Source organism: Bacillus sp. FSL M8-0063 (assembly GCF_038005545.1).
Classification (GTDB): domain Bacteria; phylum Bacillota; class Bacilli; order Bacillales; family Bacillaceae_G; genus Bacillus_A; species Bacillus_A wiedmannii.
Window position 1 is genome coordinate 140,680 of the sequence record NZ_JBBOTJ010000002.1, and the last position, 14,427, is coordinate 155,106.

At 39.4% G+C, this 14,427-nt stretch carries 13 protein-coding genes and 1 rRNA gene; all 14 read right to left on the reverse strand.

Annotation, left to right across the window (positions count from 1 at the left end; all coding sequences use genetic code 11):
- Nucleotides 1-14: 14 nt before the first annotated feature.
- The 14 genes from MKX31_RS23275 to ftsH all read right to left on the reverse strand — a co-directional run bounded on the left by MKX31_RS23275 (nucleotide 15) and on the right by ftsH (nucleotide 14,394).
- Nucleotides 15-1,564, reverse strand: a 16S ribosomal RNA gene (locus MKX31_RS23275).
- A gap of 373 nt (nucleotides 1,565-1,937) precedes the next feature.
- Complete coding sequence (gene lysS, locus MKX31_RS23280; RefSeq protein ID WP_000369672.1) at nucleotides 1,938-3,437, reverse strand: lysine--tRNA ligase; 1,500 nt, start codon at nucleotides 3,435-3,437, stop codon at nucleotides 1,938-1,940.
- A gap of 159 nt (nucleotides 3,438-3,596) precedes the next feature.
- Nucleotides 3,597-4,595, reverse strand: coding sequence for a tRNA dihydrouridine synthase DusB (gene dusB, locus MKX31_RS23285; protein WP_064475169.1), 999 nt, complete (start codon nucleotides 4,593-4,595; stop codon nucleotides 3,597-3,599).
- Nucleotides 4,596-4,618: 23 nt separating this feature from the next.
- A complete protein-coding gene (locus MKX31_RS23290; RefSeq protein ID WP_000387029.1) occupies nucleotides 4,619-4,822 on the reverse strand; it encodes a helix-turn-helix domain-containing protein in 204 nt (67 codons plus the stop codon).
- Nucleotides 4,774-5,289, reverse strand: a complete 516-nt coding sequence (gene folK / locus MKX31_RS23295) for a 2-amino-4-hydroxy-6-hydroxymethyldihydropteridine diphosphokinase (protein ID WP_064475167.1) — start codon at nucleotides 5,287-5,289, stop codon at nucleotides 4,774-4,776. Before folK ends, MKX31_RS23290 begins: the two co-directional genes overlap by 49 nt.
- Nucleotides 5,286-5,648, reverse strand: coding sequence for a dihydroneopterin aldolase (gene folB / locus MKX31_RS23300; RefSeq protein ID WP_064475166.1), 363 nt, complete (start codon nucleotides 5,646-5,648; stop codon nucleotides 5,286-5,288). Before folB ends, folK begins: the two co-directional genes overlap by 4 nt.
- Entirely contained in the window at nucleotides 5,649-6,509 is an 861-nt protein-coding gene (folP, locus tag MKX31_RS23305; protein ID WP_142315072.1) for a dihydropteroate synthase, read from the reverse strand.
- On the reverse strand, nucleotides 6,499-7,356 hold the full coding sequence (gene pabC, locus MKX31_RS23310) for an aminodeoxychorismate lyase (RefSeq protein WP_088047082.1): 858 nt from the start codon (nucleotides 7,354-7,356) through the stop codon (nucleotides 6,499-6,501). Before pabC ends, folP begins: the two co-directional genes overlap by 11 nt.
- Nucleotides 7,350-7,937 carry an aminodeoxychorismate/anthranilate synthase component II gene (gene pabA, locus MKX31_RS23315; protein ID WP_064475163.1) on the reverse strand — a complete coding sequence of 196 codons (588 nt, stop codon included), beginning with the start codon at nucleotides 7,935-7,937 and terminating at the stop codon, nucleotides 7,350-7,352. Before pabA ends, pabC begins: the two co-directional genes overlap by 7 nt.
- 5 nt (nucleotides 7,938-7,942) lie before the next feature.
- Entirely contained in the window at nucleotides 7,943-9,340 is a 1,398-nt protein-coding gene (gene pabB, locus MKX31_RS23320) for an aminodeoxychorismate synthase component I (protein WP_087979110.1), read from the reverse strand.
- A 219-nt stretch (nucleotides 9,341-9,559) separates the two neighbouring features.
- Complete coding sequence (gene cysK / locus MKX31_RS23325) at nucleotides 9,560-10,483, reverse strand: cysteine synthase A (protein ID WP_064475161.1); 924 nt, start codon at nucleotides 10,481-10,483, stop codon at nucleotides 9,560-9,562.
- A 110-nt stretch (nucleotides 10,484-10,593) separates the two neighbouring features.
- The gene (gene hslO, locus MKX31_RS23330) at nucleotides 10,594-11,472 is read right to left on the reverse strand and encodes a redox-regulated molecular chaperone HslO (RefSeq protein ID WP_088047084.1); all 879 of its coding nucleotides are present in this window, start codon (nucleotides 11,470-11,472) and stop codon (nucleotides 10,594-10,596) included.
- A gap of 6 nt (nucleotides 11,473-11,478) precedes the next feature.
- Nucleotides 11,479-12,267 carry a type III pantothenate kinase gene (locus tag MKX31_RS23335; RefSeq protein ID WP_000578367.1) on the reverse strand — a complete coding sequence of 263 codons (789 nt, stop codon included), beginning with the start codon at nucleotides 12,265-12,267 and terminating at the stop codon, nucleotides 11,479-11,481.
- A gap of 225 nt (nucleotides 12,268-12,492) precedes the next feature.
- The gene (gene ftsH, locus MKX31_RS23340; RefSeq protein WP_016085296.1) at nucleotides 12,493-14,394 is read right to left on the reverse strand and encodes an ATP-dependent zinc metalloprotease FtsH; all 1,902 of its coding nucleotides are present in this window, start codon (nucleotides 14,392-14,394) and stop codon (nucleotides 12,493-12,495) included.
- Between the last annotated feature and the right edge of the window lie 33 nt (nucleotides 14,395-14,427).

Consider the following 14,427-nt stretch of genomic DNA (forward strand, 5'->3'; position numbering starts at 1 on the left):
TCAATTCTCCATAGAAAGGAGGTGATCCAGCCGCACCTTCCGATACGGCTACCTTGTTACGACTTCACCCCAATCATCTGTCCCACCTTAGGCGGCTGGCTCCATAAAGGTTACCCCACCGACTTCGGGTGTTACAAACTCTCGTGGTGTGACGGGCGGTGTGTACAAGGCCCGGAACGTATTCACCGCGGCATGCTGATCCGCGATTACTAGCGATTCCAGCTTCATGTAGGCGAGTTGCAGCCTACAATCCGAACTGAGAACGGTTTTATGAGATTAGCTCCACCTCGCGGTCTTGCAGCTCTTTGTACCGTCCATTGTAGCACGTGTGTAGCCCAGGTCATAAGGGGCATGATGATTTGACGTCATCCCCACCTTCCTCCGGTTTGTCACCGGCAGTCACCTTAGAGTGCCCAACTTAATGATGGCAACTAAGATCAAGGGTTGCGCTCGTTGCGGGACTTAACCCAACATCTCACGACACGAGCTGACGACAACCATGCACCACCTGTCACTCTGCTCCCGAAGGAGAAGCCCTATCTCTAGGGTTTTCAGAGGATGTCAAGACCTGGTAAGGTTCTTCGCGTTGCTTCGAATTAAACCACATGCTCCACCGCTTGTGCGGGCCCCCGTCAATTCCTTTGAGTTTCAGCCTTGCGGCCGTACTCCCCAGGCGGAGTGCTTAATGCGTTAACTTCAGCACTAAAGGGCGGAAACCCTCTAACACTTAGCACTCATCGTTTACGGCGTGGACTACCAGGGTATCTAATCCTGTTTGCTCCCCACGCTTTCGCGCCTCAGTGTCAGTTACAGACCAGAAAGTCGCCTTCGCCACTGGTGTTCCTCCATATCTCTACGCATTTCACCGCTACACATGGAATTCCACTTTCCTCTTCTGCACTCAAGTCTCCCAGTTTCCAATGACCCTCCACGGTTGAGCCGTGGGCTTTCACATCAGACTTAAGAAACCACCTGCGCGCGCTTTACGCCCAATAATTCCGGATAACGCTTGCCACCTACGTATTACCGCGGCTGCTGGCACGTAGTTAGCCGTGGCTTTCTGGTTAGGTACCGTCAAGGTGCCAGCTTATTCAACTAGCACTTGTTCTTCCCTAACAACAGAGTTTTACGACCCGAAAGCCTTCATCACTCACGCGGCGTTGCTCCGTCAGACTTTCGTCCATTGCGGAAGATTCCCTACTGCTGCCTCCCGTAGGAGTCTGGGCCGTGTCTCAGTCCCAGTGTGGCCGATCACCCTCTCAGGTCGGCTACGCATCGTTGCCTTGGTGAGCCGTTACCTCACCAACTAGCTAATGCGACGCGGGTCCATCCATAAGTGACAGCCGAAGCCGCCTTTCAATTTCGAACCATGCAGTTCAAAATGTTATCCGGTATTAGCCCCGGTTTCCGGAGTTATCCCAGTCTTATGGGCAGGTTACCCACGTGTTACTCACCCGTCCGCCGCTAACTTCATAAGAGCAAGCTCTTAATCCATTCGCTCGACTTGCATGTATTAGGCACGCCGCCAGCGTTCATCCTGAGCCAGGATCAAACTCTCCAATAAAGTTAGTTTGTCTAGCATCTAAAAATAAAAATTGACGTTTCACGTTGTTTGTTTCGTTCAGTTTTCAAAGAACTCGTCTGCCGCTCAGAAGCGACTTTATTAATATAACATTTCGTTATATTTTCGTCAACAACTTTTTTCAATAAGTTGTTTTTCGTTTGTTTTGCTTGTTACCTTTCGTGGCAACGAATATAAATATACCAGTTTGATTATTAAAATGCAATAGTTTTTCTAATAAAATTTTCAACTTAGTAAAAAAGTATAAAAACAGCACATTTCTTCTATATAAATATAATTTCTCGCACCATCAAGAACTACTATCCCCACGTAGCTCATACTCAAATAAAAAAAGCTTTGGAGAAATCTCCAAAGCTTAGTCTTGTTTATGACGCATAGCAGGGAATAATAATACATCACGAATAGATGGTGCATTCGTTAACAACATAACAAGACGATCAATACCAATTCCTAGTCCACCTGTAGGAGGCATACCGTACTCAAGAGCTTCAATATAATCATCATCCATCATGTGAGCTTCATCATTACCTTGTTCGCGTTCTTTTAATTGCGCTTCAAAACGTTCTTTTTGATCAATCGGATCATTTAGCTCAGTAAATGCATTTGCATGTTCACGTGCAACGATAAATAATTCGAAACGATCTGTGAATCGTGGATCTTCGTCATTCTTTTTCGCAAGTGGCGAAATTTCTACCGGATGACCGTAAATAAATGTTGGTTGGATTAATTTATCTTCTACTTTTTGTTCGAAGAATTCGTTTATAATATGACCAACTTCCATCGTATCCTTAATACCTACATTATGTTCTTTTGCAAGTTCACGCGCTTCTTCTACACTCATTGGATTCCAGAAATCTGCTCCTGAATGTTCCTTGATTGCATCTACCATATGAAGACGTGTCCATTCTGGTTCTAGATTAATTTCATAATCACCATATTGGATTGTTGTTGTACCTAGTACTTGCTTCGCAATATGAGCAACCATATTTTCTGTTAGTTTCATAATATCTTTATAATCAGCATACGCTTCATATAATTCAATCATTGTAAACTCTGGATTATGACGAGTTGATACACCCTCATTACGGAATACACGACCGATTTCATAAACTTTTTCTAATCCACCCACAATAAGGCGTTTTAAATGAAGTTCAATTGCGATACGCATGTATAATTCCATATCTAACGCATTATGGTGCGTAATGAAAGGACGCGCAGAAGCTCCACCTGCAATTGCATGCATCATAGGTGTTTCCACTTCAAGATAACCATTGTCATCTAAGTATCTTCTCATTTCACGAATGATTTTACTGCGAGTAACGAATGTTTCACGGCTTTCCATACTTGTGATTAAGTCTAAGTAACGTTGACGGTAGCGTTGTTCAACATCTTTTAATCCATGATATTTATCCGGTAATGGACGAAGAGATTTCGTTAATAGTGTAAAGCCCGTTGCTTTCACCGAAAGTTCTCCAACGTTCGTTTTGAACACTTTACCTTCAATACCTACTAAATCACCTAAATCTGCTGTTTTAAATAATTCGTACTCTTCATCTCCAACAGCATCTTTACGAACATAAATTTGAACTTGTCCATGTAAATCTTGAATATGTGCAAATCCAGCTTTTCCTTTACCGCGTTTTGTCATAATACGACCAGCGATAGAAACAGAGATTTCTTTCTCTTCTAATTCTTCTTTAGAGAACTCTCCATATAAGCTTAATAAGTCATTTGTTGCATTTGTACGTTCAAATCGTTTACCGAACGGATCGATTCCTTGCTCACGTAAGTTATGTAACTTTTCACGACGAACAAGCAATTGGTCGTTTAATTCTTCGTGGTTCATGTTATCCATGGTATTGATATCACTCCAGCTCTATTAATTTTTACAATATATACAGTATAGCATTTTCTACTCAACTAGAAAAACTGCCAGCAACTAGCTGGCAGTTCTTCTTTCTTTCACGTAATTATAGGAAGTGTATAGAAGAATGTCAATCTTCCCTATCTATTATTAACCAACGTGAATTGTTTGTTGTTTCGCTTCTACTTCTTCTACAAATGCACCTAATACATTCGCAAGGTCCTCACGCGTATTACAAGCATTGATACCATTACGTACAGTTGCATTACCACGAACACCCTTTAAATACCAAGCTGCATGCTTTCTCATCTCTCTTACAGCGACAATTTCGTTCTTTAAATCGATAAGACGATCTAGATGCAACATACATACGTCAATTTTCTCACGCACTGTCGGTTCCGGCATTAATTCACCTGTTTCCAAATACTTTACCGTACGATAAATCATCCACGGGTCCCCAAGGGCAGCACGACCAATCATAACACCGTCTACACCAATTTCATCAAGCATACGCTTTGCATCTTGTGGCGTTTCGACATCACCATTTCCGATAACCGGGATATTTACAGCTTGCTTTACTTGTTTAATAATATCCCAATCCGCTTTCCCTTCATACATTTGTACTCGTGTACGTCCATGAACTGCTACTGCTTGTCCGCCAGCACGCTCAACAGCTTTTGCATTCTCAATTGCAAAAATATGATCTGCATCCCAACCAATACGCATCTTAACTGTAACCGGCTTTTCAACAGCATCTACAACTGCCGCTACCATTTCATATATTTTATTTGGGTCTAAAAGCCACTTTGCTCCCGCATCACACTTAATGATTTTTGGTACTGGGCAACCCATATTAATATCAATAATGTCTGCTGTCGTATATTTATCTACGTATTTCGCAGCATCTACAAGAGTTTCTTTCTCTCCACCAAAAATTTGTAAACTTAATGGCTTTTCTCTTTCATCAATATATAACATATCTAATGTTCTTTTGTTATTAAGTAATATCGCTTTATCACTTACCATTTCAGCACAAACTAAACCTGCACCAAATTCTTTTACTGTCAAACGGAATGCAGAGTTACACACTCCCGCCATCGGTGCTAATACAACCGGGTTTTTCATCTCAATGTTTGCAATCTTTAACACTCGACTTACTCCTTCCTTCATAGTCACTTCGGCATTAATTCCTCCACTGAAACCTTTAATGCCTTAGCAACTTCCACTACAAAATCTTGGGAAGGCGATCGATTCCCTCTCTCAACTTCACCTAAAACAGATACAGATACCCCTAACTCTTTCGCAAAACCTTCTTGTGTATAACCTTTCAGCTTTCGAAAAGCACGAATGCGTCTTCCCCATTTTTCTGCTTCCATACCGTTACTCCCTCTCGCCTTTTCATTTCTTCTACTTGTGAACGTGAAATGTTTTGTTTTATATCTTGATTAATCTCTAACAACGGAACGATAACAAAAGCTCTTTCGAACATCCGCGGATGCGGAACAATAAGATTCTCTGCTTCAATATTCTCTTGATTATATAGTAAAATGTCAAGGTCGATGGTCCTCGGACCCCATCTAATTTCCCTTTTTCTTCCTAAATCATTCTCTACTCTTTGTGTAATTTTCAATAATTCTTGCGGTGATAAATTGGTAGAAATTTTTATAACTAAATTTAAAAAGCAACTTTGGTCAGTATAGCCAACTGGCTCTGTTTCATATATAGATGAAATATCGTTAACTTGGATATACGGGTTTTTGTTTAAAAACTGAATCGCTTCAGTTAAATACGTATAACGTTCTCCGATATTTGAACCTAATGCAATGTAAGCTATATTATTCATGGACGTTCTCTCGTAATTTCCACTGCTACAGCACGATAATGTCCAGGTATCGGCGGATCTGGTTTAATTACTTTAATTGTACAACGGAAAATACTCTCATATCGTTTCAATATATCTGCAGCAATATTTTCAGCGATACTCTCTACAAGCTTATACGTTCTATCTTCAACAACTTTTCTACATAACTCGAAAAGCTCTCCATAATTGACAGAATGCTCTAAGTCATCACTTTCTCCTGCCTGTTTCAAATCCAACTCCACCGTTAAGTCCACTTTAAATCTCTGACCCAATTTATTTTCCTCTGGGAATACACCATGATAACCGTAAAACTCCATATCATGAACATAAATTTTATCCAATTACTTTACCCCCTTACCAATCATCGCATCCATCATCTTAGCCATACGTGTCATTTCCTTCACATCATGAACACGAACAAACTCACAGCCCTTTTCAATGCCGAGACAAACGGTAGCTCCCGTTCCCTCAAGACGTTCCTCTACCGGTAAATCTAACACATGTCCAATAAAGGACTTTCTTGAAGTACCTAAGAGAACCGGATAACCCAGTACGTTTAACTGTTCTAAATTACGCATCGCTTCTAAATTTTGTTCAGGTGTTTTAGCAAAACCAATGCCTGGGTCTAAAATGATATTCTCATCTCGCACACCAGCACCTTTAGCAATTTTAATACTGTCATATAAATCAGCAATCATATCAGCCATTAAATTGCGGTAATTCATGTTATCGCGATTGTGCATCAAGATAATAGGTACATCGTAATGAGCTGCAACTTCAGCGATTTTTGGTTCCGCCTTCGCTCCCCAAACGTCATTAATAATATGAGCGCCAGCTTCGATTGCTTGTTTTGCAACTTCAGCTTTATACGTGTCGATAGAAATAGGCAATTTCACTTCTTTTGCAACCGCCTGAATCATCGGAACAACTCGCTTGATTTCTTCTTCCACTGATACTTTAGCAAAACCTGGGCGAGTAGATTCACCGCCGATATCAATAATATGAGCACCTTCATCTCGCATTTCTTTCGCATGGCGCACCGCAGCCTCTACCTCGTTGTAACTCCCACCATCGGAAAACGAATCTGGTGTTACATTTAAAATCCCCATAATTAAAGTTTTTTCATTTAAGTTCAATGTATATTCGCCGCAGCGCAAATCATAATCCCACTTCAAACTACACATCTCCTCTTCACAATTCATTTCTGCTCCACAATTTCTCTCTCTGCATTTCGTAAAGATTCATAAACCTTTTTGTAACCACACCTACTTTACCCGGGAAATCTCGCCCCTCTATATGATAAAGTGGAACAATTTCTTGAATCGAGTTTGTTACGAAAACTTCATCAGCGGAAAGTAATTCATCTTTTGTAAAGAAACCTTCCTTTACTTCGATGCCCAACCCTTCAGCAACCTTTATAATAAACGCACGAGTGATACCATTTAAAATCCCCGTTTTTAACGAAGGTGTATACAAAATATCACCTTTCACGAAAAAGAGATTCGAAACAATACCCTCTGCAACATAACCTGTTTCAGTAAGAAAAATACCTTCCTTATTCACAACATTTCCAATTTCACGTTTTCCTAAAATGTTATTTAAATAATGATGAGACTTTAAGCGAGACGCACCCTCTGGTGTATTTCGCACTTGCTTTAAAACAACCCCTTCTTTTTCTACTACATCTTCAGGGGCTGCTAAAGGTTTTATAAAAACAATAACAGACGGCTCTTCATACATTTTCGTTTGCAATCCAATTTCATCTATACCCGCTGATACATTAAAACGTACATATGCATGCTCTAATTCATTCTTAACGAGTAAATTCTTCAAAATAAGCAGTACTTCATCTTTCGTCATTGTCCATTTAATTTGCAATGTATCCAGCGCATCTATTAAACGGTCATAATGATCATCCAATAAGAAAGGATGACCATTATAAATACGAAACGTCTCAAAAACTCCAAGACCATATAAATAACCATGATCATAAGGAGAAATTCTCGCTTCACTTGCTTCTACATACTCACCATTTAAGTAAATTAACATGATGTCACACTTGGACTGTATTTACGAATGAAATTCTGCAACAACTCTTTTCCGTGGGAAGTCATAATTGATTCCGGATGGAACTGTACACCTTCAATCGGTAATGTTGTATGACGGAGCGCCATAATTTCCCCTTCTTCTGTCCAAGATGTTACCTCTAAGCAATCAGGTAACGTCTCTTTCTTAACGATAAGGGAATGATAACGTGTCGCAGTAAACGGATTAGGGATATCCGAAAAAATCGTCTTTCCGTCATGATGCATAAGCGACGTTTTCCCATGCATTAAGCGCTCCGCACGTATAACCTCTCCACCAAACACTTGTGCAATGGATTGATGTCCAAGACAAACCCCAAAAATCGGAATCTTTCCAGCAAAGTATTGAATAACCTCCATACTAATACCCGCTTCATTAGGACTACACGGACCTGGCGAAATCATTAAAAAGTCTGGTTTCATATTCTCAACATCTGAAATAGTCACTTCATCGTTACGTTTAACAACAAGCTCTTGTCCAAGTTCTCCAAGAAACTGCACTAAATTAAATGTAAAAGAATCATAATTATCAATCATTAATATCATTTCTCTCACCTAACCGTTTCTTCGCTACGTTCTTTTGCACGCCATAAAGCAATCGCCTTTTTTAACGACTCTTTATATTCATTTTCCGGATTCGAATCAATTACAATTCCTGCTCCTGCTTGTACATGTGCTTTTCCATCTTTAGCAAGCAGTGTTCTAATTACAATATTCAATTCTGTATCTCCAGAATAACCGATCCACCCGATTGAACCTGTATAAATCCCTCGGCGAACAGGTTCTAATTCTTCAATAATTTCCATCGTACGTATTTTCGGGGCACCAGTAATTGTTCCCCCAGGGAATACAGCCTTCACTAAATCAAAAGCATCTTTATCTTCTTCCACCTCACCACGCACATTAGAAACAATATGCATAACATGTGAGTATTTCTCAATTACCATAAATTCATCTACTTCTACAGTGCCATATTTACAAACACGCCCTAAATCATTTCGTTCTAAATCCACAAGCATGACGTGCTCTGCTCTTTCTTTTTCGTTCTCAATTAATTCTTTTGCTAATTCTTCATCCTCTTGCTCATTCGCCCCTCTAGATCTCGTTCCAGCAATCGGTCTTGTACTTACTTCGGTTCCCTCTTTCTTAATTAGCAACTCTGGCGATCCACTAACAATTTGAAAATCCCCGAGCTCCAAGTAACCCATATATGGAGATGGATTAATTTCACGAAGACTTGTATAAATTTCGAGTGGGTGTGTTTGTAACGTTCTTTCTTGCCTTGTCGACAAGTTTACTTGGAACACATCACCAGCTCCAATATATTCTTGAATACATTCAACCGCCTTCATAAAGCTTTCTTCTGTAAAAGCAACTGTTTCACTTTTCTCTTCAGGGCACGCAAAAGGTATATTCACTTCTGGCGCTTCTGTCGCCCAAAGAATCTTCCATTCATTTAATCGCTCTTTTGCCTCTTCATGCTTATCTACATAATGTGTAATAATCCATAATACTTTTTCTTTTTGATCATAAACAAACACATCATCAAATAATAAAAAGAATATATCAGGTATATTAATGTCATCTTCCGCAAGGGAAGGGAGTTTTTCAATATAACGGATGCAATCATAACTAAAGTAACCAATTGCACCACCTTGAAATGGAGGGTATTCCGGATTATAGTCCGTTTTCCATCGCTCCATATATTCCTGCATTAAATCTAATGGGTTTCCTTGTTTTATTGTTTCCTTACCACTTTCGCTTATATGTAACGTTTCACCCTTCCCTCGGATTACCGCTACTGGGTTCAACCCCACAATGTTATAACGACCGCCACGTCCACTCTCTAACAAAATATGTTGCGGTTTATCCTTAGAAAGAAATTTATACTGCTTAAAGAAATCTAACTGATATGGAATAGAAAGCGCTAAAGATTTTCTTCGTTGCATATCAACACCCCGTCTTCTTTTATCCCACCCTCTTAGATTAACCACTTCAAACTACATTCGTTATGTATATAAAGTGGTTATACTCGAAGGCTAGTGAAAATAAATTAATTATACTACCTCTTATTTTACATGAAGTTTTCTAGTCATTCACTCTTTTCCTATTTCCAATCCAAAAAGAAAAAGCATCCTTTTCAAGGATGCTTTTTCAATCACATATAATTAAGACTCAAATTGATAAAGCGGTGTACTTAAATAACGTTCACCGTTACTTGGGATAATAACAAGTACCTTTTTCCCTTTACCTAACTTTTTCGCAATTTCTGTTGCTGCATAAATAACTGCTCCAGAAGAGATACCCACTAAAATACCTTCCTCTTTAGCCACTCTTCTTGCATATTCAAATGCTTGCTCTGCTTTTACTTGAACAATTTCATCATATACCTCTACATCCAATGTCTCTGGGATGAATCCCGCCCCAATTCCTTGGATTTTATGTGGACCCGGTTTCCCACCAGATAGTACTGGTGAATCCGCAGGTTCTACTGCATAAATTTTAATATCTTTATACGCTTCCTTCAGTACTTCACCAGCACCAGTAATCGTTCCACCTGTACCAATACCTGCAATAAACGCATCTAATTGTTCACCCATTTGTTCAACAATTTCTGGCCCTGTTGTTAAACGATGAATTTCTGGATTTGATTGATTTTTGAACTGTTGTGGTATAAAGTAGCCATGCTCTTTTGCTAATTCAGTCGCTTGACGAATCGCTCCACCCATTCCTTCAGGTCCTGGAGTCAATACTAATTCTGCACCGTAAGCACGTAATAAATTACGACGCTCAATACTCATTGTTTCTGGCATTACTAAAATTGCCTTATATCCTTTAGCGGCCGCTACCATCGCTAAACCAATTCCTGTGTTACCACTTGTTGGCTCAATGATTGTATCGCCTTCTTTTAATAATCCTTTTTTTTCAGCATCTTCAATCATAGCTAATGCAATACGATCTTTAACACTGCTCCCTGGATTCATAAATTCTAATTTTAAGTATATATCTGCGCTGTTTGATTCTACGATGCGGTTCAACTTAACGATCGGCGTTTTCCCGATTAATTCTGAAACTGATTGTGCCACTCGCATTCCTGTCACTCCTAACACCGAGTATTTTTATTGGTTTTATCTATATTTCGATTTTGTCAGAAAATTCCCTGTTTGTCAATCTATTTAGAGGATGGATTCCCTCACTTCCCTTATGACAAACTCTCAATTAAATTTGTAATATCTTCTTTAGAAAACTTGTATCGCTCATTACAGAAATGACAATGAACTTCTGTCTCTTCTTCTTCTTCGCGAATTTGCTCTAACTCTGTTTTACCCAAACTAATTAACACACTCTCAATACGTTCGCGTGAGCATGTGCAATTAAATTGAACATCCATCACTTCTAATACTTTTACTTTATCTTCTCCAAGAACTGCATACAGTAACTCTTCTGGAGAAAGCCCTTGTTCGATTAACGTTGATACAGGAGGAATTTTTTGCAAACGATCTTCGATGAATGAAATTGTTTCTTCCTGTGCACCTGGCATAATTTGAAGGATAAATCCACCTGCCGCTAATACGCTGTCATCTCCATTTACAAGAACGCCAACTCCTACAGAAGAAGGTGTTTGCTCAGAAACTGCAAAATAATACGTGAAGTCTTCCCCTAATTCTCCTGAAACAATTGGAGATTGACCAATAAACGGCTCACGCATACCAATATCTTTAATTACTGTTACAAATCCCTCAGTACCTACCGCTTGATATACACGTAATTTTCCTTGTTCCGTTCCTTCAAAATCAACATGTGGATTCGTTACATAACCACGTACATCCCCATTTGCATGAGCATCTACTAAGATGGGACCAATCGGACCATTACCTTCTACCTTAATCGTTAACTTTTGGTCACCTTTTAACATCGCGCCCATCATTGTACCTGCAGTTAAAGAACGACCAAGTGCCGCTGAAGCTGTTCTCCATGTATCATGACGTCTTTGCGCCTCACTTACTGTGTTTGTAGTACGTACACTATATGCACGCACTTCCCCATCAAACGCTAACGCTTTTACTAAATAATCTTTCATACTCATTTATTCACCTTTCTCATGCTGTAAATTTGCATTACGCTCGTATAACATATACAAACCCTTTAATGTTAAAAATGGATCTACAACGTCAATTACATTCGATTCTTCTGAAATTAATTTCGCTAATCCACCTGTTGCAATAACTTTCGGTTCTTGTTTAGCTTCCTCTTTCATACGCTTAACAATACCTTCCACTTGTCCAACATAACCATAAAGAATACCAGATTGCATTGCACTTACCGTATTCTTTCCAACAACACTGCTTGGTTTTGTAATTTCAATACGAGGAAGTTTTGCCGCTCTACTATATAAAGCCTCTGCTGAAATCATAATTCCCGGCGTAATAACTCCACCCATATAATGCTTTTCTTCGTTAATATAACAATATGTAGTAGCCGTACCGAAATCGACAATAATAAGCGGACTTCCATACAAGTGGATTCCTGCTACCGCATTTACAATTCGGTCCGCGCCTACTTCACGTGGATTTTCATATTTAATATTTAGCCCTGTTTTTATTCCAGGACCTACTACAAGCGGTTTAATTTTAAAATACTTTTCACACATGCGCTCTAAAGCAAACATAATTGGTGGTACGACTGAAGACACGATAATACCTTTCACATCTTCAAACGAAAGACCTTCATGCTCAAGCAACTGCTTGACAAGCATTCCATATTCATCTTCTGTCTTATGACGATCTGTTTCCATGCGCCAGTGTTGACGAAGTTCCCCCTCTTCAAACACGCCTAGTACAGCATTTGTGTTCCCTACATCCAATACAAAAATCATATTCTCACCACTTATCTTATTTAATCTATATTTGTGCAGTATGTATAAAACTTATAAAAACATCATATCACACATACTTATATAATCAGCTTTTCTATCCTCATCATTTTACAAAAAGATTACGCTCTATTTCAATTTTTAATACCCAATTTATTTAAATTCTTTTTCTACTTCATTTCGTTCCACAAATAAAAAAAGGAGTGACCATCGTCACTCCTTCATCTCTTACTTATCTTCTGATTCTTCATCGTCCTTCTTCATATTGATGTTTACTTTCACATCATCTGAAGATGTTGGACGCTCTGGCAATCTGCCGTAATCATATAAATGATTGATTTGCTCTGCATCTAACGTTTCTACTTCAAGTAACGTTTTCGCAATAATATCTAGCTTATCACGTTTTTCAGTAAGAATTTGGTGCGCGCGAGCATAACATTCTTTTATAATAGTTTGCATTTCCACATCGATTTCATGTGCAATTGCATCACTGTAGTTTTGTTCTGAATGGAAGTCTCTTCCTAAGAACACTTGACCACCTTGTGAGCTACCGAATTGCATTGGTCCAAGCTTATCACTCATACCGAATTCCGTAACCATACGTCTTGCAATACCAGTCGCACGTTGGAAGTCGTTGTGAGCACCTGTGCTTGCTTCACCAAACACAATCTCTTCAGCTACTCGACCACCAAGTAAACCAGTGATTTTATCAAGTAACTCTGGTTTTGTCATGAAGTAACGATCTTCTTTCGGAAGCATCACTGCATATCCACCAGCTTGACCACGAGGGACAATTGTTACTTTATGAACGATATCTGCTTCATCAAGGACAACACCAATTACAGTATGGCCAGCTTCATGGAATGCAACGATATTACGTTCTTTTTCAGAGATAACACGACTTTTCTTAGCAGGACCTGCAATAACACGATCCGTTGCTTCATCAATGTCACTCATATCAATTTTCTTCTTATCTTGACGCGCAGCTACTAAAGCAGCTTCGTTTAATAAGTTTTCAAGATCAGCACCAGAGAACCCTGGTGTACGAGTTGCAATTGCTCTTAAGTTGATATGATCATCAAGCGGTTTATTACGAGCATGTACTTTCAGTACAGCTTCACGGCCATTTACATCTGGACGATCTACTGTAATTTGACGGTCAAAACGACCTGGACGTAATAACGCTGGATCAAGAATATCGGGACGGTTTGTTGCAGCAATGATAATAATACCTTCGTTTGCACCGAATCCATCCATTTCAACAAGTAATTGGTTCAACGTTTGCTCACGCTCATCATGGCCACCACCAAGACCTGCGCCACGTTGACGTCCTACTGCATCAATTTCATCAATGAAAATGATACAAGGAGCATTTTTCTTTGCATTTTCGAATAAATCACGTACACGTGATGCACCGACACCAACGAACATCTCTACGAAATCAGAACCACTGATAGAGAAGAATGGAACGCCAGCCTCACCTGCAACGGCACGTGCTAGTAAAGTTTTACCTGTACCTGGAGGTCCTACTAATAGAACACCCTTCGGAATACGAGCACCAACTTCAGCGAACTTACGAGGATCTTTCAAGAATTCAACTACCTCAACAAGCTCTTGTTTCTCTTCATCCGCTCCAGCAACATCTCTGAAACGAACTTTTTTCTTTTCGTCATTATATAACTTCGCCTTACTTTTCCCGAAGTTCATAACACGGCTACCGCCGCCCTGAGCCTGGTTTAATAAGAAGAAGAATAAAATGAAGATAATGACAAACGGAATGATAGAAGTAAAGAACGTTACCCAAGCACTTGTTTCTTCTGCTGGTTGATACTTAACTTCAGCACCTTGCGCTTTGTCATTAATTTTCTTTTGTAATTCCTCAGTATTTGGTGCATAAGTAACAAATTGTTCTCCTTGGCTAGAGTTGTTAAATTGTCCTTTTACCTCAAATACACCATTTTTCGGTTGAAGTTGCACATTACGCACTTCACCTTTTTCTAGTTTAGTAATGAATTTATCGTAGCTAACTGATGTCGTTTTTTGCGTCGAACCATTAAAATAGCTCACGATTCCAATTACTACTAGGAATATCAGTAAATAAAAGATGGTATTACGGAAGATACGATTCATTCCTAACCTCCTCTCACGGCATAAACACTATTG